Source organism: Rhizobium sp. 2MFCol3.1 (assembly GCF_000377565.1).
Classification (GTDB): domain Bacteria; phylum Pseudomonadota; class Alphaproteobacteria; order Rhizobiales; family Rhizobiaceae; genus Rhizobium.
The window spans coordinates 25,016-48,173 of sequence record NZ_KB898379.1 but is presented as its reverse complement, the minus strand read 5'-3'; the positions used below and the strand labels follow the sequence as shown (position 1 = coordinate 48,173).

The 23,158-nt window shown below is 61.8% G+C and carries 19 protein-coding genes and 1 riboswitch; of the genes, 8 read left to right on the top strand and 11 right to left on the bottom strand.

What is annotated here, in order from left to right; all coding sequences use genetic code 11:
• Positions 1–16: 16 nt before the first annotated feature.
• Genes D460_RS0130290 through D460_RS0130275 form a run of 4 tightly spaced genes read right to left on the bottom strand, consistent with a single transcriptional unit; the run spans position 17 to position 4,049 of the window.
• Positions 17–625 carry an ABC-type transport auxiliary lipoprotein family protein gene (locus D460_RS0130290; RefSeq protein ID WP_018902371.1) on the bottom strand — a complete coding sequence of 203 codons (609 nt, stop codon included), beginning with the start codon at positions 623–625 and terminating at the stop codon, positions 17–19.
• A 16-nt stretch (positions 626–641) separates the two neighbouring features.
• Positions 642–2,012 (bottom strand): MlaD family protein, encoded by a 1,371-nt coding sequence (locus D460_RS0130285; RefSeq protein WP_018902370.1) that lies wholly within the window; start codon positions 2,010–2,012, stop codon positions 642–644.
• Between the two features lie 9 nt (positions 2,013–2,021).
• Entirely contained in the window at positions 2,022–2,870 is an 849-nt protein-coding gene (locus tag D460_RS0130280; RefSeq protein WP_018902369.1) for an ABC transporter ATP-binding protein, read from the bottom strand.
• A gap of 9 nt (positions 2,871–2,879) precedes the next feature.
• Positions 2,880–4,049, bottom strand: a complete 1,170-nt coding sequence (locus D460_RS0130275) for an MlaE family lipid ABC transporter permease subunit (protein ID WP_026283712.1) — start codon at positions 4,047–4,049, stop codon at positions 2,880–2,882.
• A gap of 98 nt (positions 4,050–4,147) precedes the next feature.
• Here D460_RS0130275 and dgcA point away from each other — a divergent pair, with 98 nt between their 5' ends.
• Entirely contained in the window at positions 4,148–5,131 is a 984-nt protein-coding gene (dgcA, locus tag D460_RS0130270) for an N-acetyl-D-Glu racemase DgcA (RefSeq protein ID WP_018902367.1), read from the top strand.
• Here the strand turns inward: dgcA and D460_RS0130265 are convergent.
• Positions 5,083–6,303, bottom strand: coding sequence for an MFS transporter (locus D460_RS0130265; protein WP_018902366.1), 1,221 nt, complete (start codon positions 6,301–6,303; stop codon positions 5,083–5,085). The genes dgcA and D460_RS0130265 overlap by 49 nt on opposite strands.
• Before the next feature lie 170 nt (positions 6,304–6,473).
• The gene (locus tag D460_RS0130260; RefSeq protein WP_026283711.1) at positions 6,474–7,286 is read right to left on the bottom strand and encodes a UDP-2,3-diacylglucosamine diphosphatase; all 813 of its coding nucleotides are present in this window, start codon (positions 7,284–7,286) and stop codon (positions 6,474–6,476) included.
• Between the two features lie 266 nt (positions 7,287–7,552).
• On the opposite strand from D460_RS0130260, the gene D460_RS0130255 reads away from it, so the two are divergent.
• Both D460_RS0130255 and D460_RS0130250 read left to right on the top strand, forming a co-directional pair.
• A complete protein-coding gene (locus D460_RS0130255) occupies positions 7,553–9,865 on the top strand; it encodes an NADP-dependent malic enzyme (RefSeq protein ID WP_018902364.1) in 2,313 nt (770 codons plus the stop codon).
• 128 nt (positions 9,866–9,993) lie between these two features.
• The gene (locus tag D460_RS0130250) at positions 9,994–11,112 is read left to right on the top strand and encodes a DUF2865 domain-containing protein (RefSeq protein ID WP_018902363.1); all 1,119 of its coding nucleotides are present in this window, start codon (positions 9,994–9,996) and stop codon (positions 11,110–11,112) included.
• Positions 11,113–11,125: 13 nt separating this feature from the next.
• Here the strand turns inward: D460_RS0130250 and bluB are convergent, their stop codons facing one another.
• Together bluB and D460_RS0130240 are read right to left on the bottom strand one after the other, a co-directional pair.
• The gene (gene bluB, locus D460_RS0130245) at positions 11,126–11,812 is read right to left on the bottom strand and encodes a 5,6-dimethylbenzimidazole synthase (protein WP_026283710.1); all 687 of its coding nucleotides are present in this window, start codon (positions 11,810–11,812) and stop codon (positions 11,126–11,128) included.
• Between the two features lie 39 nt (positions 11,813–11,851).
• A riboswitch (cobalamin riboswitch) is annotated at positions 11,852–12,037 on the bottom strand.
• 25 nt (positions 12,038–12,062) lie between these two features.
• Entirely contained in the window at positions 12,063–12,896 is an 834-nt protein-coding gene (locus D460_RS0130240) for a TolB family protein (RefSeq protein ID WP_018902361.1), read from the bottom strand.
• A gap of 274 nt (positions 12,897–13,170) precedes the next feature.
• On the opposite strand from D460_RS0130240, the gene D460_RS0130235 reads away from it, so the two are divergent.
• From D460_RS0130235 to D460_RS0130220, 4 genes are all read left to right on the top strand, one after another.
• Entirely contained in the window at positions 13,171–15,066 is a 1,896-nt protein-coding gene (locus D460_RS0130235) for an LTA synthase family protein (RefSeq protein WP_018902360.1), read from the top strand.
• Positions 15,067–15,153: 87 nt separating this feature from the next.
• Complete coding sequence (locus tag D460_RS0130230) at positions 15,154–15,678, top strand: DUF1003 domain-containing protein (RefSeq protein WP_018902359.1); 525 nt, start codon at positions 15,154–15,156, stop codon at positions 15,676–15,678.
• A 173-nt stretch (positions 15,679–15,851) separates the two neighbouring features.
• The gene (locus tag D460_RS0130225) at positions 15,852–16,274 is read left to right on the top strand and encodes a TadE/TadG family type IV pilus assembly protein (RefSeq protein ID WP_018902358.1); all 423 of its coding nucleotides are present in this window, start codon (positions 15,852–15,854) and stop codon (positions 16,272–16,274) included.
• 8 nt (positions 16,275–16,282) lie between these two features.
• A complete protein-coding gene (locus D460_RS0130220; RefSeq protein WP_018902357.1) occupies positions 16,283–18,010 on the top strand; it encodes a pilus assembly protein TadG-related protein in 1,728 nt (575 codons plus the stop codon).
• Between the two features lie 57 nt (positions 18,011–18,067).
• On the opposite strand, the gene D460_RS0130215 is transcribed toward D460_RS0130220, so the two are convergent.
• A complete protein-coding gene (locus D460_RS0130215; protein ID WP_018902356.1) occupies positions 18,068–19,441 on the bottom strand; it encodes a 3-deoxy-7-phosphoheptulonate synthase class II in 1,374 nt (457 codons plus the stop codon).
• A 329-nt stretch (positions 19,442–19,770) separates the two neighbouring features.
• Here D460_RS0130215 and D460_RS0130210 point away from each other — a divergent pair, with 329 nt between their 5' ends.
• Positions 19,771–21,051: a VWA domain-containing protein gene (locus tag D460_RS0130210; RefSeq protein WP_018902355.1), complete on the top strand. Its 1,281-nt coding sequence runs from the start codon at positions 19,771–19,773 to the stop codon at positions 21,049–21,051.
• Between the two features lie 23 nt (positions 21,052–21,074).
• Here D460_RS0130210 and gor read toward each other — a convergent pair whose 3' ends face one another.
• Both gor and D460_RS0130200 read right to left on the bottom strand, forming a co-directional pair.
• Positions 21,075–22,460: a glutathione-disulfide reductase gene (gene gor, locus D460_RS0130205; RefSeq protein WP_018902354.1), complete on the bottom strand. Its 1,386-nt coding sequence runs from the start codon at positions 22,458–22,460 to the stop codon at positions 21,075–21,077.
• A 130-nt stretch (positions 22,461–22,590) separates the two neighbouring features.
• Positions 22,591–23,154 (bottom strand): DUF2059 domain-containing protein, encoded by a 564-nt coding sequence (locus D460_RS0130200; protein ID WP_018902353.1) that lies wholly within the window; start codon positions 23,152–23,154, stop codon positions 22,591–22,593.
• Positions 23,155–23,158: the final 4 nt, after the last annotated feature.

Below are 23,158 nucleotides of genomic sequence, written 5' to 3'. Positions count from 1 at the left end.
CCAGCGTCCCGATCGATCAGATCGACTTCAGCGTCCAATCGACGATCTCGCTGGTGACGCCGGCGAATGCGCGGTCGAGCGCCTTGACGAAGGCCTCATTGGAGCCACCGCCCGCAGGTACCGTTTGCGAGAACACCTTCTGCGCCCGCACCGATCCGTTGCGATCGTTGAGGATCTTGGCCGAAATCTCGACCACCGCCTGGCTGCCGCCACCGGTGCGGATCTCGAAGGCGCGGATGTCGGTGACCACCTGATAGTCGATCGCCAGCCCCTGCCCGGGAACGCCGACGCCGCCGAGCTTGCCGGAATTCTCATAGGCCTCGACGAGCTTCGCCTGAACCATGCGCGGAAGCTTGTCGCTCCACTGCGCCTTGGCAAGATACTGGATCTCCGAAGATGAGACCTTGATGACGATCTGCTCGCTGTTCAGCGCCTGCAAAGCCGTCGGCTGCTGCACCAGAATCTGGCGCCCCTTCGCCGAAGGTCCGCTGCCGCTCACAGGCGCGGAGAGATCATAGGTATCGTTCTTGGCCGCCGTCCCGCATCCCGACAATGCCAGGGCAAGAAGCGGCAGAGCGAGCATGGTCTTCATAAGACGCGAACGACGCATATCCGACACAGCCATATGTTGACTTCCCCTGTTAACGCCTGGTCCGGCCATCATATTGTTTCACCGTGTCCCCGCCGAAGATCAGTCGCTGCGGGTCCTTGTCGAAATTGCTGATCGCATCGTTCAAATTCTGCACCGTCAGACGCGCATCGTTGATCAGCGCCTGAACGTTCTGCAGGCCGCCGCTCGAGAACTTCTGCAGGTTGTCGGCGATCGGTCCGATGCGGCTGTTTAGATTGTCCGCGACCTTCTTGAACGAATCCAGCGTCTCGCGCGCCTGCGTCAACATCGACTGCGTGCTGTCGTCTCCAAGCAGCGTATCGAGTTTCGCCAGGATGCCGTCGACGCGGGTCGATGCGGCATTCAGCTTGTTGGCCATCTGCGTGACGTTCTGGATCGTCGAATCGATGTCCTTCTGGTGCGAATTCACCGTGTTGGCGACATCCTTGATGGAGGCCACCGCCGCGCGCGCATCCTTGGTCGTCTGCGCGATGTCGTCGACGGAACCCTTCACCTTGGCCGGGTCGATCTGCGCGACGAGCGTGTCGACCTTGTCGAGCGTCGCCTGCGCCTTCTTGCCGAAGTCGTTATAGGTGGTGGCCGTCTCCTGGAACTTCTGGATGGCGTCCTTCAGGCCGCCAGAGGCGTCGGCGACATTGCGGCTCACGGTTTCGGCATTGGAGAGGATCGTGTCGATCTTCTTGGCGTCGACCGTCTTCACCAGCGATTCGATCGCAGCCAGCGTCGAGTCGACACGGCCGGACACGTTGCGCACGGTGTCGGAAAGCTGGCCCACGCTCTGCAGGAAGCTGTCGATATTGCCGGAATTCTTGGCCAGCGCATCCGAGAATGTCTCGGCGTTCTGCAGCGTCTTCGTCAGCGGTCCACGGGCATCCTTGACGAAGCCCTGAACCTGGCCGACGGCGTCGTTGGCGCGGTCTAGGATCTTGTCGGCGGTGGCAAGCAGGTTGGTGACGCTCGACTGGTCGGCGACGATGACCGCGCGCTTACCCGTCTCCGCCGCCGTCTGCAGGATGTTCTTTTCGCCGACGCGACCGCCGGAAAGCTCGACATAGGCAGCGCCCGTCAGACCCTGGATCTCGAGGATCGCCTTGGTGGTCGGATAGATCGGCGCATCGACGCGCACTTCGGTGAAGGCCAGCGAGAATTGCGGATCGTCGGCGTCGATCGACAGCGATTGCACCGAACCCACCTGAATACCGTTGAAACGCACCGGCGAGCCGACGCTCAATCCGTTGGCCGAGCCCGGAATGCGCACGATGAGCTCCGCCATCGGTCCGCCACGGCCATATTCGGCCATCCAGTAAACGAAGCCGAAGGCAGCCGCGATGACCAGAACCGTAAAGAAGCCGACGATTGTGTAGTTCGCTTTGGTTTCCATCTTATCCGCTCACTTCCCGCGGCTATCTTGCGCCAGCCTGATGTCGGCTGAAGCGTGGCCATCCTGCGGCACGATCGAACGCGCGCGCTTGCCCTTGAAATAAGCCTGAACCCAGGGGTCGTCATAGGCCAGCATGTCTTCGATCGTCCCCTCGACCATAACCTTTTTCTTGCCCAGCACCGCGATGCGGTCGCAGACGGAAAACAGGCTGTCGAGGTCGTGGGTCACCATGTAGACGGTGAGACCGAGCGTATCGCGAAGCTTGGCGATCAACTCGTCGAATTCCGCCGCACCGATCGGATCGAGGCCCGAGGTCGGCTCGTCGAGAAAAACCAGTTCCGGATCGAGCGCCAGCGCACGCGCCAGTGCGGCACGCTTGATCATCCCGCCCGAGAGTTCCGAAGGATATTTGTCCGCCGCATCGGCCGCCAGACCCACCAGCCGGATCTTCAGATGCGCCAGCTCGTCCATCAGCGCCGGCGGTAAGTCGAGATACTCGCGCATCGGAACCTGGATGTTCTCCTTCACCGTCAGCGACGAGAACAGCGCGCCCTGCTGGAAGAGAACGCCAAGGCGCATGTCGAGCGCGTTGCGCTGCGGCTCGTTTAGTTCGTCGAAGTCCTGGCCGAGGATCTTGATCTGGCCGGAGCGGCGCGGCAGCAGGCGCAGCACCGTGCGCATGAGCACCGACTTGCCGGTACCGGACGCGCCGACGAAGCCTAGGATCTCACCCTTGTAGATATTGAGGTTGAGATTATCGAGAACGATCTTCGACCCGAAACCAACAGTGACGTCGCGCGCTGAAAGCACGATATCCCGCCCTGCCTCGTCCTTGGTCGTTGTCTGCTGCTCGTCCACGCAAAATCCCTAAAAATTAATAGCTGCATAGAACATGGCGAATAGCCCGTCCATGAGAATGACCACGAAGATCGCCTTCACCACCGACGAGGTCACGTGCTGGCCGAGCGATTCGGCGCTGCCACCTACCTTTAAGCCCTCGACGGCGGCGACGATACCGATAACCAGCGCCATGAACGGCGCCTTGATCATCCCCGACAGCACGGTCGACAGCGTGATCGCCTCGTGCAGACGGGCGATGAAGTTGGCAAACGTGATTCCCGAGTAGCCCCAGGCAACGACGGCTGCGCCGAACAGCGAGGCGAAGTTGGCAAGCACGGTCAGAAGCGGCAACGCTACGGTCAGCGCCACCAGGCGCGGAAAGATCAGCACGCCGATCGGGTTCAGGCCCATGACCTTCAGCGCATCGACCTCTTCGCGCATCTTCATCGAGCCGATCTCGGCCGTGATCGCGCTGCCGGAACGACCGGCGATCATGATGGCGGTCAAGAGCACGCCGATTTCGCGCAATTGCAGAATGCCGACGAGGTCGACGACGAACACTTCGGCGCCGAAATAACGCAGCTGGAAGGCGCCCTGCTGCGCGATGATGGCGCCGATCAGGAACGACATCAAGAGGATGATCGGCGTGGCGCGAACGCCCATGTGATCGATCTGGTTGATGATCGACGCCGGCGAAACGCCGCTGCCGCGGCCGAATTTCATCTGCGCGCCGCGCACCGCCGATCCGAGGATATACATCGCCGCGGAAACATTGTTCCACAGATCGTACATCATCCGGCCGATGGGAGCGAAAATCCGCTCCTGCAGCGAACGTGGAGGAACCTCTTCGGCCTCGGGCTTCGGACGTTCCTCGGAAAACGATTCGAGCAGCTCGTCGATATGCTGGTTGCTGCCCTCGATGTGGACAGTGCCGCCGGCATCCTCGACCTGCTTCTTCAGCCGGCAGAGCAGCCAGACGCCGGCCGTGTCGATATCGGTGATCCCGGAGAGATCGAGCGTCAGGTTCCCGCCCTTGTGGGCAGAAAGCTTGTCGAAATCCTTTAGAACGAGATGTATGTTGGCGCTTCGCCAATTGCCTTCGAGATGCACGAGCGTATCCGAACCATGAGCTTGGTCGTCCACGTGCAGTGAGGCGGCGTTACGGTTCTCGGACTTCAAAATGCTTGTGTCTCTCAAGGCTTACGGCGACATTGCCGACTCGCGAACATAGCGTCGCGGCGTTGAGGCAATATAACGATGCCGCACCAGATTTCCATGCTTGCAGGATTGCATTTATGCCACGGTCACTTGAAATTCAGACGGACTCTTTTCCGATTGCGGGCACCTTCACCATCTCGCGCGGCACCAAGACAAGCGCGGAGGTGATCCTCTGCACGGTGAGCGAGAATGGCGTCTCCGGCCGCGGCGAATGTGTCCCCTATCGCCGCTACGGCGAGACGATGGAAAGCGTCGGCGCGCAGATCGAAGCCGCCCGCCCGCTGATCGAGGCCGGCCTCTCCCGCGCCGACCTGCAACAGGCGATGCCGCCGGGGGCTGCCCGCAACGCCGTCGATTGCGCCCTCTGGGACCTCGAGGCCAAGCAGAGCGGAACGTCGGTCGCCGCCATGCTCGGCCTCACCGCCCCGCATTCGCTGACGACAGCCTACACGATTTCGCTCGGAGAACCCGAGGTCATGGCCGAGCACGCCCGCGCCAACGCGGCCCGAGCGCTCCTCAAGGTCAAAGTCGGCACAGGTGACGACGAGAGCCGCATCCGCGCGGTGCGTGCTGCAGCCCCCAACGCCGCAATCATTCTCGACGCCAACGAAGGCTGGCCGGAAGACCGCCTCGCCCACCATCTGCGGGTTGCCGCCGAATGCGGCGTGGCGCTGGTCGAACAGCCGCTGCCGGCAGGCAAGGACGAGCTGCTTGCGGAGATCGATCGCCCAATCCTCGTCTGCGCGGATGAAAGCGTCCATCACACCGGCGATCTCGCCAGTCTTCGCGACCGCTACGACGCCATCAACATCAAGCTCGACAAGACGGGCGGCCTGACCGAAGCCCTGGCGATGAAGCGCGAAGCTGAGCGGCTGGAGTTTCAGATCATGCTTGGCTGCATGGTCGGCACATCGCTCGCCATGGCGCCTGCCGTACTTCTGGCCCAGGACGTGGCCTTCGTCGATCTCGACGGACCGCTGCTTCTCGCCCGCGACCGCGAACCGGGCTTGCGTTACGCTGGCTCGCTCGTCTTCCCGCCGGAACCGGCACTCTGGGGCTGAAGGTAGTAGGCGACGATGATGAGGCCTAGCCCCAGAACCGCCGTCAGCGCCATGATGTAATAGCTCGCCATGCCGAGTGCTGCGTAGATGTAGCCCGACGCGATGGTCATCAGCCCCATGAACATCCCGTTGTAGAAGAAATAGGCGCCCTGCGCCGACGATTCCTGCGTCGCCTGCACCGAGGCAAGGATCCGCCTTTGCACGCCTGTGTGGACGAAGGCGTAGCTGAAGGCATGCAGGCACTGCAGCAGGAAGAAGCCGACGAAGCCCCACTGCATGGGAAACAACAGCCACCGGCAGACGCAAACGGCGGCGCCGACACGGATCAGAGTCCAAGAATCGAAATGACGGCTGATCCGCCTCGACTGGAAGAACACCGTCACCTCGGCTGCGACGCCAGCACTCCACAACAACGCGATTTCCGTGCCGGAAAAGCCGAGATCCCGCCAATAGATCGTCGCAAAGGCCTGCAGCAGCGCGTGGCTCGATTGCTGGATGGCGACGCCGATAAGCAGCATCAACAGATGCGGCTGCCTCAACGAACTGCCGGTCGCCTGCTGCAGATCGACAGGCGTGCCGCGCCGGCGCGTCGGTCCGATGCGCGGACAATAGAGCGCCATCACCATCGTCATGACGAAACCGAAGATCATGACAGGCAGAACCATCTGCCCGCCCCAGTTCCCGATCAGTCGCCCGCCGACGAGCGTTGAGGCGATAAAGGCGACAGAGCCCCACACCCGCATAGAGCCGTAATCGAATCCCCAGCGCCGCACACCGGAGATGACAATCGATTCGACCACAGGCACATAGGGAGAAAACGTGGCGCCCTGGAGCGTGTAAACAATCAGCACCGGCCAGAACGTGTCGGTCCAGTAGAGCGCGATCGCCGTCAACAGCGACAGACCGCCGGAAAACACCAGCACATCAGCGCGTTCCTTCATCCGGTCCGCGTACATCGCCACGATCGGTGCCACGAGCACGCGCACCACCATCGGTACGGCGAGAATGATGCCGATCTCGTGGTCGCTGAACTTGTGCATCGCCAGCCAGACGGGAAAGAACGGCAGCGCGACACCGTTTACAAGCAGTGGCGCGCAATAGGACAGAGCGCTCAGCAGCCGGAAATGGGCGGGCGCGACCTCTGTGAAAGAGGCATTCGTGGCGGGAATCATCGGTGTGACCTGAAAGGAACCTGCAAGTTGCCTAACACGTCACCTTAATGGCAACCAAGGCGAGATAAGGTCGCCCCAAACCGATTTCAAAAATAAGCCAAAACTGTCGCGAAACGGCAACGGCAGCAGCTGCACAATGCCATTTCGCAACAGCGAAACAACTGGCGGTATTAAGCTGCCTGCTGTGCCGGCTCGCGCTTGCGGTGATCTTCGAGCGCCAGCGGAGCGGGAGCGGCAGCGCCGCCCATGGTACGCCATTCGATCAGCTCGAACGTGCCGTCTTCATGCTCGGCGATCGCCGTGCAGCTTTCGACCCAGTCGCCGGTGTTGATGTAGCGCACGCCATCCATGTCTTCCATGACGGCATGGTGGATGTGGCCGCAGATCACGCCGTCGGCGCCGCTCTTGCGGGCTTCGTCGGCAACGACCTTCTGGAACTCGCCGATGAAGTTGACCGCATGCTTGACCTGAAGCTTCGCCCAGGCCGAGAACGACCAGTAAGGCATGCCGAGCTTGCGGCGAATGGCGGCGAGCCCGATGTTGATCATGATCGCCATATCGTAGGCCCAGTCGCCGAGATAGGCGAGCAGGCGGGCGTTGCGCACCACGACGTCGAACTCGTCGCCATGCAGCACCAGATACTTCTTGCCGTCGGCCGCCTCATGCATCATCCGCTCGGCCACTTCGATGCCACCGAAGTGCATGCCGGGGAAGTCGCGCAGGAATTCGTCGTGATTGCCGGGGATATAGACGATACGCGTTCCCTTGCGCGCCTTGCGCAGCAGCTTCTGGATCACGTCGTTGCATTCCTGCGGCCAGTACCAGCTGCGCTTCAGGCGCCAGCCGTCGACGATGTCTCCCACCAGGAAGATCGTGTCGGCTTCATGGTACTTCAGAAAGTCGATCAGGAAGTCGGCTTTCGCGGCTTTCGAGCCGAGATGGACGTCGGAAATAAAGAGCGTACGGAAGTGGCGCGTATCCATATTGTCCTTCACAAGCATACTGCCCGTGCCCCATGCTTCATCTGTGCCTCTGAAAACCAGACTCGTGTTTCAGGAAGATGACACGGCGCGGATGTCAGGCCCTGATCACAGGCCCTTCCGTCGCAAATACCCGGTATCTCGCGGGCGCTGTTGCACATTTGCGTTGTTTTTGGGAACCGGAACCGAAATTCCCGCTGTTACCGTCTTTCGATTGATGTATTGAAAGCGCTCCAATGAAAGCATGTGCGACAGCCTGGAGCATTACGATGGATCACAGCGACAAACCGAAGACGGACAACAAAGCGGCAGGCGGCAGCCTCGATGAACAGGCCTTGTTCTTCCACCGCTATCCCCGTCCCGGCAAGATCGAGATCCAGGCCATCAAGCCGCTCGGCAACCAGCGCGACCTCGCGCTCGCCTATTCGCCCGGCGTCGCCGCCCCCTGTCTCGCCATCCGCGACAATCCGGAAACCGCCGCCGACTACACCTCGCGCGCCAACCTGGTTGCCGTGATTTCCAACGGCACCGCCGTTCTCGGCCTCGGCAATATCGGCCCGCTGGCCTCCAAGCCGGTCATGGAAGGCAAGGCAGTTCTTTTCAAGAAGTTCGCCAACATCGACGTCTTCGATATCGAGGTCGACGCAACGACCGTCGATCACATGGTCTCGACCGTCGCCGCGCTCGAGCCGACCTTCGGCGGTATCAACCTTGAAGACATCAAGGCGCCGGAGTGTTTCGAGATCGAGCGTCAGCTGCGCGAGAAGATGAAGATCCCGGTTTTCCATGACGACCAGCATGGCACCGCCATCATCGTCGCCGCCGCGATCCTGAACGGCCTGGAACTGGCCGGCAAGAAGATCGAAGAGGTCAAGATCGTCGCCTCCGGCGCCGGTGCCGCAGCCCTTGCCTGCCTCAACCTTCTCGTCACGCTCGGCGCCAAGCGCGAAAACATCTGGGTCCACGACCTCGAAGGCCTCGTCTATGAGGGCCGCGTCGAGCTGATGGACGAATGGAAGAGCATCTACGCCCAGAAGAGCGACACGCGCACGCTGGCTGAAAACATCGGCGGCGCCGATGTCTTCCTCGGCCTGTCGGCCGCCGGCGTCCTGAAGCCTGAACTCCTGGCGCAGATGGCCGAAAAGCCGCTCATCATGGCGCTCGCCAACCCGAACCCGGAAATCATGCCGGATCTCGCCCGCGCCGCTCGCCCGGACGCAATGATCTGCACCGGCCGCTCGGATTTCCCGAACCAGGTCAACAACGTCCTCTGCTTCCCGTATATCTTCCGCGGCGCGCTCGATTGCGGTGCCGTCACGATCAACGAGGAAATGAAGATGGCGGCCGTGCGCGCCATCGCGGCTCTCGCCCGCGAGGAGCCGTCCGATGTCGCCGCCCGCGCCTATTCGGATGAAACGCCGATCTTCGGCCCCAACTATCTCATCCCCTCGCCGTTTGATCCGCGCCTCATCCTGCGCATCGCGCCGGCTGTCGCGAAGGCCGCGGCCGATAGCGGCGTGGCGCTTCGCCCGATCGCCGATTTCGACGCCTATCTCGACCAGCTGAACCGCTTCGTCTTCCGCTCCGGCTTTGTCATGAAGCCGATCTTCGCGGCCGCCAAGAATGCCGACAAGAAGCGCGTCATCTTCTCCGAAGGCGAAGACGAGCGCGTGCTGCGCGCCGCCCAGGTCCTGCTCGAGGAAGGCATTGCCAAGCCGATCCTGATCGGTCGTCCGCAGGTCATCGAAACGCGCCTGAAGCGCTACGGCCTGCGCATCCGTCCGCTGTCCGATTTCGACGTCATCAATCCTGAGGACGATCCGCGCTTCCGCGAATATGTCGAGCTCTATCTGTCGCTGGTCGGTCGCCGCGGTGTCATCCCGGAAGCGGCCCGCACCATCGTTCGTACCAACACCACGGTTATCGGTGCGCTGGCGCTGAAGCGTGGCGAGGCCGATGCGCTGATCTGCGGTCTCGAAGGCCGCTATGAGAAGCACCTGCGCGATGTCCGCCAGATCGTCGGCAAGCGCCCGAATGTCCGCGATTTCTCCGCACTCAGCCTGCTGATCTCGCAGCGCGGCGCCACCTTCTTCACCGACACATATGTCACGTTCAACCCGACAGCCGAGGAAGTGGCGGAATCCGCGGTTCTCGCGGCCGAGGAAATCAAGCGCTTCGGCATCACGCCGCGCGCAGCCCTCGTGTCGCACTCGAACTTCGGCTCGCGTGAATCGGAAAGCGCCACCAAGATGCGCAACGCCCTGCAGCTCGTGCGCGACACCGCGCCCGATCTCGAAGTCGATGGCGAAATGCATGGCGAGAGCGCGATCTCCGAAACGCTGCGCAAGCGCGTCATGCCGAACACGACGCTGCACGACGAAGCCAACCTGCTGGTCTTCCCGAACCTCGATGCGGCCAACATCACGCTCGGCGTCGTCAAGTCGATGACGGATGGCCTGCATGTTGGCCCGATCCTGCTCGGCGCGGCCATGCCAGCCCACATCCTGGCGCCGTCGGTCACCTCGCGCGGCGTCGTCAACATGGCGGCCCTCGCGGTCGTGGAAGCATCACAACCCGCTTGATTTGCCTTGGACGCTGAAAATGCGTTAGGCTCTGGGCGGCAGCTTGTTAAGACAAGCAATGTATATCGAAGGGCGGGCCATGGTCCGCCCTTCGCCATTTGGTATTTGCTCACTGACGGGACGATGCCTTGAAACGCCTCACGCTGGCCGCAGCACTCCTGATTGCCCTTTCCGCCCCTGCCTACGCGCAGATGGCGCCGATCTGCGGTCAGCTGCGCGCCCGTCTGGCCACCGTCCCCGAGACGATCGGCGGTGGCATGTCGCCCGAAATACGCCGCTTCGCCAGCGCCATCACCGAACAGAATCTGGAACTGCGCAAGCTGCGAAGCGACCAGCGCCGCAACGGCTGCAGCAGCGGCAGCATGGTGGTCATCGGCGGCGACAATGCAGGCTATTGCGGTGAACTTGAGCAGGCCGAAGCGAAGATGCTCGACAACATCGCCGACCTGCAGATGCGCCGTGACGAGTTGCGCGCGCAAAGCCCTGACGCCCGCCTGCGCAACGAACTCTTCGCCGCACTCGACGAGAACAACTGCAACGCGCCCGTGCAGCAATATGAAGAGCCGCAATATGCGAACCCGCCCAGCATCGACGATCAGGCGATGCGCAGCGATACCTTCATTCCGCTCGGCGGCGAGCGACAGCGCTCCTACGAGTTCTCGCCCGGCGGCCAGCCGCTGACGCATCTGAACACGATCTGCGTGCGCAGCTGCGACGGCGGCTTCTTCCCCATCCGCTCGAACGCCACTTCCTTCGATTTCGCCCGCGACGCCAACACCTGCCAGCAGATGTGCCCCGGCATCGAAACCGAGCTCTACTATCACGACGTCTCCAGCGGCGAGACGGAGAACATGATCTCTGCCTCCACAGGCGCGCCCTACAGCGCCATGCCGAACGCGTTCGCCTACAAGAACCGCAAGCCCGGCGAAAAATCCTCCTGCAGCTGCAACCTGCCTGCCTATTATGAACAGATGCGCCGCAACCAATCTGTAAGCGCCCCGCCGCCGCAGAGCTCGATCACCACGATCGAAACCCCGAACAACGCCGCCGCCAAGCCCGAAACCCAACCCACGCCTCAGCAGCCCGCACCCCAGGCGCAGGTCCCCGATCGCCCCTATGATCCAAGCGCCGGCAAGGTGCGCCAGGTGGGGCCGCAGTTCCTCGCCGGCGATCAGGGATCGATCGACCTCAAGCACCCAGCCATGCCCGGCGCTCAGCCACAGCAACCGCCGGCGCAGAAGCAATAGCAGGCGTCGCGGGTTAAGCGCCCTCGCCCCAGCGATCCGTAAACACCAGCTCCTCCAGCGGCAATCGCTGCCGCCAGCCCTTCACCGCGAGCTCCGGCTCCTCGTAGAGCTGATCGACATAACCGACACAGAGCCAGGCGACGATCTCGATCCGATCAGGCACGCCGAGCGCCCGCTTCAGATCGGTTTCGTGGAAAATGCTGACCCAGCCGACGCCGACGCCCTCGGCGCGCGCCGCGAGCCACAAGTTCTGCACGGCGCAGACGGTGGAGTACGAATCCATCCGCCTATTATGCGTGCGCCCCAGCACCACGTCGCCGCAGCGATCCGGATCGCAGGTCACGCAGATGCCGACTGGTGCTGTGCGAATGCCCTCGAGTTTCAGGGCGCGGTAGGCCTGCTGCCGCTCGCCGGAAAACATCTCCGCCGCCTCGGCATTGGCCTTGGCAAAGGCTTCCCACACAGTGGTTCGTACGACCTGATCGCGCACCACAATGAAATTCCACGGCTGCATGAAGCCGACAGACGGCGCGTGATGGGCGGCAGCCAATAGCCGTCCAATCACATCATCAGGCACCGGATCCGGCAGGAACTCCGATCGCACGTCGCGTCTGGTCTCGATGGCTCTGTAAACGGCGTCGCGCTCGCTCGCCGAAAAGGCACCGGCTCTCGCAAGAGAGCCAGATTGGTCTGGTCGCATCGTCAATCCCCAACAACACAACCGGCCGCTGTCCAGGCGGTCAGTCTATGATTGTCGGGCCGGTCTTCTGACTTGGCGTCATCCGTGTGCCGCACCTTCCCGGCTAAGAGCGCCAGTGGCATAAAGCGGCAGACGTCGGCCTTACAGCGTTGGGCACGTTCCGGTCTTGCACCGAATTCCCGATTCTCCCGCAAGCCTGCGGGCACCCGACGTGCCACCTATGCCGACAAACCGCGCCTTATGCAATCGCTCAAGCTTCGACCGGGAAATATCGGACATAGGCAAACTCGTCTCCATCTGGTGACCAGTTCGGAACATTGATCGATCCCTGTCCGCCGAACAGCTCGAACAGCGTCGTCAGATTGCCGCCGTCCATATCCATGATCCGCATCCGCACATGCTTGTCGCGCGGATGATCGAAGACATCGGGGTCGTAGGAGATCAGCACGACCTTGTCGTTCGTGGGCGATGGATGCGCGAACCAGTTGCCGTAGTTGTCGTGCGTCACCTGCTCCACGCCGGTCCCGTCGGGATGGATACGCCAGATCTGCATCAGGCCGGTGCGGCTAGAGTTGAAATAGATCCAGCGGCCATCGGCCGAATAATCCGGCCCGTCATTGCGGCCCTCGCCGTTGGTCAGCCGCCGCTCTTCGCCGCCGGTCACGTCGATCGTGTAGATGTCGAACAGGTCGCCGCGAATGCCGCAATAGGCGAGCTCCTTCCCGTCAGGCGACCAGCCATGCCAGTAGGACGGATGATTGGTGGTCACCAGCTGCGGCGCCCCACCCTCGATCGGCAGCGTGTAGATTGCCGACTTGCCGAACTCGACCTTGTCGGAGATGACGATGCGGGTGCCATCCGGCGAAATCCCGTGGTCGTTGTTGCAAGCGGTCGCAAAGCCGGTATCGACATGCTCGACCTTCGCCGACCCGTCGAGCGCCAGCCGATAGAGCAGTCCTTCGTCGTTGAGCAGGAGATAACTGCCGTCAGGGGCGTAATTGGGGGCTTCGACCAGCCTCTCGGTTTGCCAGATGATGCGGGCCTCGCCCGTCTTGACGTTGTAGATCTCGACGGAACTGCGCATGCAAACTCTCCTCTGACGCGAACATATCCATGACCTACGACAGCTAAATAAGGCACGCAAGGATCGCCTCCGCACCGCAATGGCAGGCTCCGTCCCGGGCCCACGCGAAATGAGGCAACCGGCTACTGAAAAGTTTGTGATCAAAAAAGCGTTAAGACGAGGAAACCACTACGGTTCATCTAGCGTTCATGACGAAGATGTGACAGTTCGATGACGTTATGATGACGCTGGAGTTCCGCCATTGATCGCGCAAGTTTTTAAGTCCGGAGCGGCAATGCGCGAAGCGGCGCTCTATGGTGGCGTTGGCGCGGATACCCGCCCTTCCATCTTGCGCGGCGCAATTGCAGTCGCCTTGACGGCGGTGATGGCGCTTTTGGCAACCTTCTCAGTCGAAGTGATCGCGCGCGGCGGCGCAACCGACGTGGGCGCCTTTCTGTCTTCCACGGCCCGCCCCGGCATGACCACGGTCGTCATGCTCACCATCGTGATGCTATGCGTCGATGCGATCCTCGGCCGCCGTTTCCTGTCTGCACTCGTCGTGCTGCCGCTCGTCCTCGTGCCGGCGCTCGTCTCCAATCAGAAACAGCACTACCTCTCCGATCCGCTCTATCCCTCGGATATGCTGTTCGGCCGCCAGATTTTCGAGCTGTTGCCCGTCATGGTCCGCGACCGCCCGATGACGGCTATCGCGGTTGCCGTCGGCATCCTGCTCTCCGTCACCGGCCTCGTTCTGGCATGGCGCTACGCCTGGCGCCGCCTGCCGAAGATGGCGCGCCGCAACCGTATCCGTAATCTCTGCCTGACGGTTCCCGTCATCGCCGCCTTCGGCTCGCTCATGGATTACTCGCAATATTCCTATATCCGCGACCGCCTGCAGGTGGTGCCGATGATGTGGGACCAGAAAGAGAACTACCGCAGCAACGGCTTCATCCTCGCCTTCATCTTCAATATCCCGATGGCCGACGTCGCCTCGCCCGCCGGCCTCAATGCGCAGGCGCTCGACGCCATTCCGTCACGCAATTACGGCTATCTCAGCGGCCCGAGCGACAAGCCTGACGTCATCATGCTGATGAGCGAATCCTTCTGGGATCCGACGCGCCTGAAGACGCTGAAATTCTCCGAAGACCCGATGCCGACGATCCGCGCGGCCCAATCCGGCCACGTCTTCTCGCCGGAGTTCGGCGGCATGACCGCCAATGTCGAATTCGAGGCGTTGACCGGTTTCTCGAATGCCTTCCTGCCCTATGGCAGCATCCCCTACCAGCAGTATATCCGCAACGACATCCCCTCGCTCGCCACCTTCTTCCGCGGCGAAGGCTATGCGGCCCGTGCACTGCATCCGTTCAGCGGCTGGTTCTGGAACCGCAACGAGGTCTACAAGGATTTCGGCTTCGAGGAATTCCGCACCGAAGAAACCATGCCGACCATGGAAAAGCGCGGCATCTTCGCCTCCGACGACAGCCTGATGAAGGAGATCATGCAGGAAGCCGACGGGCTCGACCGGCCCTTCTTCTTCTTCGCTGTCACCCTGCAGGGACATGGCCCCTACGAGGCCAACCGCTACGCCAACAACACGGTCGACTTCACCGGCAATCTGACCGACGCCGACCGCGCCACGCTCGCAACCTACACGCAGGGCGTCAAGGAGGCCGACGAGAGCTTCAAGATGCTGACCGAATGGGCCTCCAAGCGTGACCGCGAGACGATCATCGTTCTCTGGGGCGACCACCTGCCGCCGCTCGGCAGCGTCTACACGAATACCGGCTACATGCCCGACCAGGTCGCCACCCGCCGCGCCTCCGTCAGCGTGATGAAGCAGGAGCACGAAACGCCGCTGGTCATCTGGTCGAACCGCAAGGGCGTCAAGCAGAACGTCGGCACCATCAGCCCGTCGCAGCTGCCCTATCACGTGCTGAAATTCGCCGGCTATGAGCACCCCTTCTATACCGGCTTCCTCGGCCGCGTGCAGAAGAAGTACCCGATCGTCGACCGCTACCAGCTGATCACCCGCGACAACACGGCCTCGCCGGACTGGGTTCGCGACGCCAAGACCATCGATCCGCTGGTCCGCGACTATCGCTATCTCCAGCACGATGTGATGTTCGGCAAGGCGCAGACCGTCGAGCGCTTTTTCCCGCAGCACTCCTGGCTGCGAGCCGAGGGCTCCTGAGCACGGCAGGCATGCACGTTGCCGCATTGCATTCCTGGCGCAGAACGGAATACTCCCCGCCAACATAAGTTGATCGGGAGTCGCGCCATGAACAATCTCTCCAGTTTCGTCCACCTGCATTTCGACAAGTCCGCCAATGAACTCGGCGACATCGAAAAGCGCGTGCTGGAAAAGGCGCATGCGCGCAAGATCATCTCGACGGATATCAATGCCGCGCTGAAAGCCGAATCGTCCTTCGGCGAGCGGATGGCGGATAGCATTGCCCGCGTCGGCGGCTCCTGGGCCTTCATCACCACCTTCCTGGTCTTCCTGGCGGTCTGGTGCGTGATCAACACGATCATCCTGTCGACCCGCGCCTTCGACCCCTACCCCTTCATCTTCCTCAATCTCGTCCTCTCCATGATCGCCGCCATCCAGGCGCCGATCATCATGATGTCCCAAAACCGGCAGGCCGAGCGCGACCGCTTCGAGGCTGCCAAGGACTACGAAGTCAACCTGAAGGCCGAGCTGGAAGTGCTGTCTCTGCACCAGAAGATCGACATGCAGGTGATGACCGAAATCGCCGCGCTGCGCGAGGATATCGCCAGACTGACCCAGAAGCTCGGCAACTGATCCCAGGCCGGCGCACAGATTAGCCGGCCACAGGAATAGCGCGCCATTTCCGTACACCCTGATATCTTGCAGGTACACGCATGGGGTTTATTAGGTAAGCAAAAATTAAGACGGTTAAATGTATCCTTCGGTTGTCTTCGCTGCGGCGTTGGCCATTGCAAGGAGTGCAGTGCATGAGGAATGCCCGACGTCTTCTCGCCAACCGGCAGGGTGCGGCCGCGATAGAGTTCGCAATCGTTGCACCAGTCTTCCTGCTCGTTCTTCTCACCCTGATCGCCTATGGCATCTACCTGAGCGCCGCGCATGCGCTGCAGCAATTGACGGCGGATGCGGCACGCACAGCGGTGGCCGGCCTTTCCGAGCAGGAACGCGCCCAGCTCGTCAACAACTACATCGCGCTCTCGACCCTCAACGACCCGCTGATCGACCGCAAGAAACTCCAGGTCACCGTCGCCACCGACCCCACGAACGCCAATCAGTTCACGGTCACGACAGAGTATGACGCCAGCGCGCTACCGATCTGGAATCTTTACACATTCCCGCTTCCGGACACCAAGATCCGCCGCTTCGCCACGATCCGCATGGGTGGTATATGAAAGCAGGCATGAGGCGATATCTGGCGGGTTTCAGCACCCGCCGGGATGGCAACATCGCGATCATGGCGGCGCTCTCGGCGCCATTGATCATTTCCACGCTTGCGCTCGGCGTGGACTATGGGGCGATGACGCTGCAGCAGCGCCGCCTGCAGCAATTGAGCGATATCGGCGCCATCGTCGCCGCCTCCGACATCAACAACGCCGCCAGCAACCTGGTCACGAACTACCAGCAGAACGGCTTGAACGTCGCCGTAAAGTCAGGCGTGGCTTACGCAACATCGTCTGGAACCAAGCTGCTGAACGCCGCCCAGCTCGACACTTACGATGCCGTCGTCCAATACACGCCAGGGATTTATCTGGCCGACCCCGCCGTGCCGCTGGCACAGCGCTTCGTGGCCGGCACCCAGCCTTATGATGCCGTCAAGGTTGCGATTCAGCAGAAGGCGCAGTTGACCTTCGCAGCCTCCATCATCCCACCTCCGACACTCGGCGCAACGGGAACCGCATCCGCCTCCAAGCTCGCCGCCTTCTCCGTCGGCTCGCGTCTGGCGAGTCTCAACGGCGGCATCCTCAATGCCGTTCTCGGCGGCTTGCTCGGCACGACAGTCTCGCTGAAGGTGGCAGATTACGACGCACTCGCCGCCGCCAATATCGACCTCCTGTCCTATCTCGACCTTCTCGCGACCAAGCTGAACCTCACCGCCGGTACCTATGACGACCTGCTGGCAACCGACATTTCCTATCCGCGCCTGCTCGACACGCTGGCCGCCACGCAAGGCCTGACGCCAACCGTCAGCAAGGCCATCACCTCGCTGTCGAAGGGGCTCGGCACCACGCAGATCAAGGTCAAGCTGCAGAACCTGCTCAGCCTCGGCTCTGTCGGCGAGCGCATGATCGGCTCCGGCTCGCACCTGTTGCTTGAGGCAAGCGCTCTCGACATCATCTCGGCAAGCGCCTTCGCCGCCAACCAGGGCAAGCAGGTCGGCGTCAATCTCGCCGGCACGGTTCCCGGGCTGACCAGCGTCACGCTGAAGATCGCGATCGGCGAGCGCCCCAAGGGCATCGCCTCCAACGCGATCGGCACCACGGGATCGGCGGTGCGCACCGCGCAGATCCGCATTGCCATAGAAGCCGGCGTAACAGGGCTCAGCACCATCGCCGGCATCAAGGTTCGCGTACCGCTCTATGTCGAGGCCGCCTATGCCGAAGCCAAGCTCGCAAGCTTCGCCTGCCTCGGCGGCGGCCCGAAAAGCGCCAGCATCGGCGTCGATGTCGTGCCTGGGGTCGCCGAGATCGCGCTTGGCGATGTCGATCCGACCGCCATGGCCAATTTCGGCACCAAGCCCCGCGTCACATCAGCCAGCATCATCGACGCCCTGCTCCTCAAGGTGAACGCGCTGGCCGACATCAACCTCACCAACACCAGCAAGACGCGCCTGACATTCCAGCCGAACGACATCACCAACAAGGCGATCAAGAATGTCTCGACAAGGGACACTTTGACCTCCGCCGTGCAGTCGCTGATCGCCGGCACCGATATCCAGATCCAGTTGCTGATCCTGACGCTCGGGACCAACAAGGCGGTGATGCAGGCGATCGCCGATACGCTGTCGAGCGTCACCGCACCACTCGACGACGTGCTCTACAACACGCTGCTGATGCTCGGGATCAAGATCGGCGAGGCCGATGTGCGTTTCACCGATGCGCGCTGCCAGCAATCCGTGCTGGTGCAATGAAAAAGCCCGGCGCGATGGCCGGGCTCCTTCAATTCAGTATCATCGGGCGGTCAGCCTTCAGCCGTTGACGGCCATCCGCTTCTCGTCGCGGCCGCTCTTCATCCGCTCGGAGAGCAGGAAGGCGAGCTCGAGCGCCTGGTCGGCATTGAGACGCGGGTCGCAATGCGTGTGGTAGCGGTCGTGCAAGTCTTCTGCCGTCACGGCGCGCGCGCCACCCGTGCATTCGGTCACGTCCTTGCCGGTCATCTCGATGTGGATGCCGCCGGGATGCGAGCCTTCCGCGCGATGGATCTGGAAGAAGCTTTCGACTTCCGACAGGATCCGCTCGAACGGGCGGGTCTTGTAGTGGTTGAGCGTGATCGTGTTGCCGTGCATCGGATCGCAAGACCAGACGACCTTGCGGCCTTCCTTCTCGACGGCGCGAATGAGGCGCGGCAGATGCTCTGCGACCTTGTCGTGGCCGAAACGGCAGATCAGCGTCAGACGACCGGCTTCGTTCTGAGGGTTCAGAACGTCGATCAGGTTCAGCAGATCGTCCGCCTGCAGCGTCGGGCCGCACTTCAGACCGATCGGGTTCTTGATCCCACGGCAGTATTCCACATGCGCGTGATCGAGCTGGCGCGTACGGTCGCCGATCCAGATCATGTGGCCAGACGTGGCGTACCAGTCGCCCGAGGTTGAATCGACGCGCGTAAGCGCTTCTTCATAGCCGAGAAGCAGCGCTTCGTGGCTGGTGAAGAAATCGGTCTCGCGCAGGCTCGGCTGGTTTTCGGCGGTGATGCCGATCGCCTTCATGAAATCCATCGTCTCGCTGATGCGATCCGCCAGCTTGCGATAGCGCTCCCCCTGCGGGCTGTCCTTGATGAAGCCGAGCATCCACTGGTGCACGTTCTCGAGGTTGGCGTAGCCACCCATCGCGAACGCGCGCAGAAGGTTCAGCGTCGCGGCCGACTGGCGGTAAGCCATGGCCTGGCGTTCCGGGTTCGGAATACGCGCTTCCTCGGTGAACTCGATGCCGTTGATGATATCGCCGCGGTAGCTCGGCAGCGACACGCCATCGAGCGTTTCGATGCCCGAGGAGCGCGGCTTGGCGAACTGACCGGCGATACGGCCAACCTTGACGACGGGCAGCTGCGCACCATAGGTCAACACGACAGCCATCTGCAGGAAAGCACGGAAGAAGTCGCGGATATTGTCCGCGCCATGTTCCGCGAAGCTCTCGGCGCAATCGCCACCCTGCAAGAGGAAGCCGTTACCTTCGGCCACATTGGCAAGATGCTTTTTCAGACGACGCGCCTCGCCTGCGAAAACGAGCGGAGGATACGACGCCAGCTGGGCTTCCGTCGCCGCAACTGCTGCCTGATCCGGATAATCCGGAACCTGCTGGATCGGTTTTTGCCGCCAACTGTTCGGAGTCCAATTCTGTGCCATCTCGTTCACCTGTCTCAGTATCCGGTACCGGCCGGATATCCCGTCTTTAAAATACTGGCGGCTTATAGCCGTTTAGCTTCATCTTGCATAGCGGGGTTCGGCGCGCTTTTGTCCGCCTCATCGCGCCATGCAATGACGCCCTATAAAGGTATTCGCGGCCGCGTTTTCAAACGCCGGCAGCGCGCTTAACGTTCGATATACCAAGACGCTTTGTATCTAATTCATGCTTGGACGCTAAGGATCGTCCTGTTTTGACACGGCGAGGCATGATGCTTCGGTTTTTTGACGCATGAATTTTCAATTCCCAGGATACTCCCCAGGCTTCTCCCATGCGCATATTCGGTCGTTTCGTCGCGGATCGTTCAGGCAATGTCGGCATGATAACCGCCCTGCTCACTGTTCCGCTGGTCGGTGCCGCGGGCCTTTCGGTTGATTTCTCACATGCGCTCAGCGTCCGCGCCCAGCTTCAGGCGGCAGCCGACGCTGCCGCCGTGGGCGCCATCGCCCAAAGTTCGGACGCCGTCGCCACCGCCATGACGATGACAGGCAACGGCCCGATCCCGATCGCCAAGACGGATGCACACAACATCTTCTTTTCCCAGATGTCGGGTGAAACCGGCAACCTGCCGGTCGACCTCACGATCGACGTGACCAAGACGTCCAATACGCTGAACTCGACAGTCTCCTTCAGCGCAGCCGTATCGACGAGCTTCATGCAGATCCTGGGCCAGACATCGATGAAGATTTCGGGCACCGCGACGGCTCAGTATCAGACCGCGTCGTTCATGGATTTCTACATGCTCCTCGACAACACACCGTCCATGGGCGTGGGCGCGACGGCTGACGATGTCTCGAAGCTGCAGGCCAAGACCGGCTGCGCCTTTGCCTGCCATCAGATGGACCAGGCCAGCAACAACTATACGGCTGCCAAAAGCCTTGGCGTCAACATGCGTATCGACGTCGTGCGTCAGGCGACACAAGCATTGACCGATACGGCAAAGAACGAGCGTGTCACGTCGGACCAGTTTCGCATGGGCGTCTACACCTTCGGCACCAAAGCCGAAGACGCCAAGCTGACGACGATTTCCAGCCTGAATTCCAACCTGACCCAAGTGAAGGCCTATACCGACGCAGTCGATCTGATGACCATCCCCTATCAGAACTACAATTCCGACCAGCTCACCAGCTTCGACAGCGCTCTCACGCAGATGAATACGATCATCGAGCCGGCCGGCAGCGGCAACTCGAATACCGATCGCCAGAAAATATTGTTCTTCGTTTCCGATGGCGTCGCCGACGCCTACAAGCCGTCGAGCTGCACCAAGAAGACGACAGGTGGTCGCTGCCAGGAACCGATCGACACGTCCTTCTGCAAGCCGCTGAAGGATCGAGGCGTAAAGATTGCCATCCTCTACACGACCTACCTGCCACTGCCGAGCAACAGCTGGTATAATAGCTGGATCAAGCCCTTCCAGAGCGAAATCCCGACGCGCATGTCGGATTGCGCATCGCCGGGCCTCTACTTCGAGGTTTCGCCGACCGAAGGCATCTCCGCAGCGATGAAGGCCCTCTTCCTGAAGACCATCAGCTCGCCCCGTATTACCAGCTAAGAGGTAATATCACCTGACGCGCGTCAGACCCGCACGCCATCCTTCAACCTGTAGCTCGGCGCATACATGGTGACGAGCTCCTCGGCGGCGGTCGGGTGCACGGCCATCGTCCGGTCGAAATCGTCCTTGGTGCAGCCGGCCTTCAGCGTGATGCCGAGCAGCTGCGCCATCTCGCCGGCGTCATGGCCGAGAATATGGGCGCCGATGACCTTGCGGCTCGCCGCATCGACGATCAGCTTCATGATCATCTTCTCGGTACGCCCCGAAAGCGTCGCCTTCATCGGCCGGAACTGCGCGCGATAGACCTCGACGTCGCTGTAGCGCTTGCCGGCCTCTTCCTCGGTCAGCCCCACGGTGCCGATCTCGGGCTGCGAGAAAACAGCGGTCGCGATCGTGTCGTGATCAGGCTTCGTCGGGTTGTTCTTGTATTCGGTCTCGATGAAGCACATCGCCTCGTGGATCGCCACCGGCGTCAGCTGTACCCGGTCGGTGACATCGCCCAGCGCATAGATGTTCTCGACGCTGGTGCGAGAGTAGTCATCGACCACGATGGCGCCCTGCGCATTCGTCTCGACGCCGGCCGCCTCGAGCCCGAGCCCATGCGTGTTCGGCACACGACCGATGGCCAGCATCACCACGTCGGCATTCATCGTTCCGTTGTTCAGCGTCTCGACGACCAGTCCGTCCTCGCCCTTCGCCACGCTCTTCAGCATGTCGTGGCACTGGATCTTGATGCCCTTGGCCACCATCGCCTCGTGCAGGCCGCGGCGCAGATCGTGGTCGAAGCGCGACAGGATTTCCGCCCCGCGATAGACGAGCGTCGTCTCGACTCCGAGCCCATGGAAGATATTGGCGAATTCCACCGCGATATACCCGCCGCCGACAATCACGATCGAGCGTGGCAGCTCTTCGAGATGAAACGCCTCGTTGGAGGTGATGCAGAGATCGTGGCCGGGCAGCGCGCCGTGCAGGTTCGGGGTCCCGCCGGTCGCGATCACGATCGTCTTCGCCGTTACCGTCTTGCCGGTGTTGACCAGCCGCACCGTGTGCCGATCGACGAGTTCGGCGCGCGTGTCTAGGATTTCGGCATTGGCGCCCGACAGACCCTTCTTGTAGAGCCCCTCGAGCCGGGTGATCTCGGCATCCTTTGCCGCGATCAGCTTCTTCCAGTCGAACGTGCTTTCGCCGACGGTCCAGCCGAAGCCGGCCGCATCCTCGAAATGCTCATGATATTGCGAGGCGTAGACAAACAGCTTCTTCGGCACGCAGCCGCGAATGACGCAGGTGCCGCCGTAGCGATATTCCTCGGCGATCGCCACCTTCTTGCCGAGTGCGGCCGCCACGCGCGCGCTGCGCACCCCACCCGAGCCGCCACCGATGACAAAGAGGTCGTAATCATAGGCTGTCATGGGGATCTCCGGCACAAAACATCAGAAGGAAGGAATCGTCAGATGGAAGGAAGGCTTGATATAGTACCGATATCGCCAAAAACAAAAGCCCCGGCGAACCGGGGCTTCGTATTGAGCGATGATGCGAGCCTTACGGCTTGGCAGCAGGCTTTGCAGCCGGAGCTGCCGGATCGGTGCCGGCGGCCGGGGCCGGCTTGATCACCTTGGCAAGCTCGGTGCTGGTCGACTTCTGGAGGTCGCGGGAGATGCCCTGCGCCCAGATGTCAGCGGCCTTGACGGTTTCGCGCGAAGCGATCGGGCCGTCCTTCAGGAGCTTCTGGCCAACCGGCGAGCCGTAGAAGGCGGCGATGGCGTTGAGTTCCTCGACCGTGAACGCCTTGGCGTAGGTGACCGCCGCTTCCTTTTCGAGATCGGCGCGACGCGGTGCAAGCGCCAGCGCCTGTTTGTCGACTTCGGCTGTGATCTGGTCCTGGTAGTTCGGCGAATCCTGGATCAGGTCGGCCTTCAGGCGCTCTGCGAGGCCCGGCAGGATATTGTCGAACTGTGTGGTGGCGCCGATTGCGTCGATAGCCGCGCGGGCTGCCTTCAGCTGTTCCGGCGATGCTTCCTGCGCGTGGGCTACAGAGCCCAGGACAACACCCGAGAGAATGACGGTCGCAGCAGCAAAACGGCCAAAACCTGCAAATTTATTCATGAGT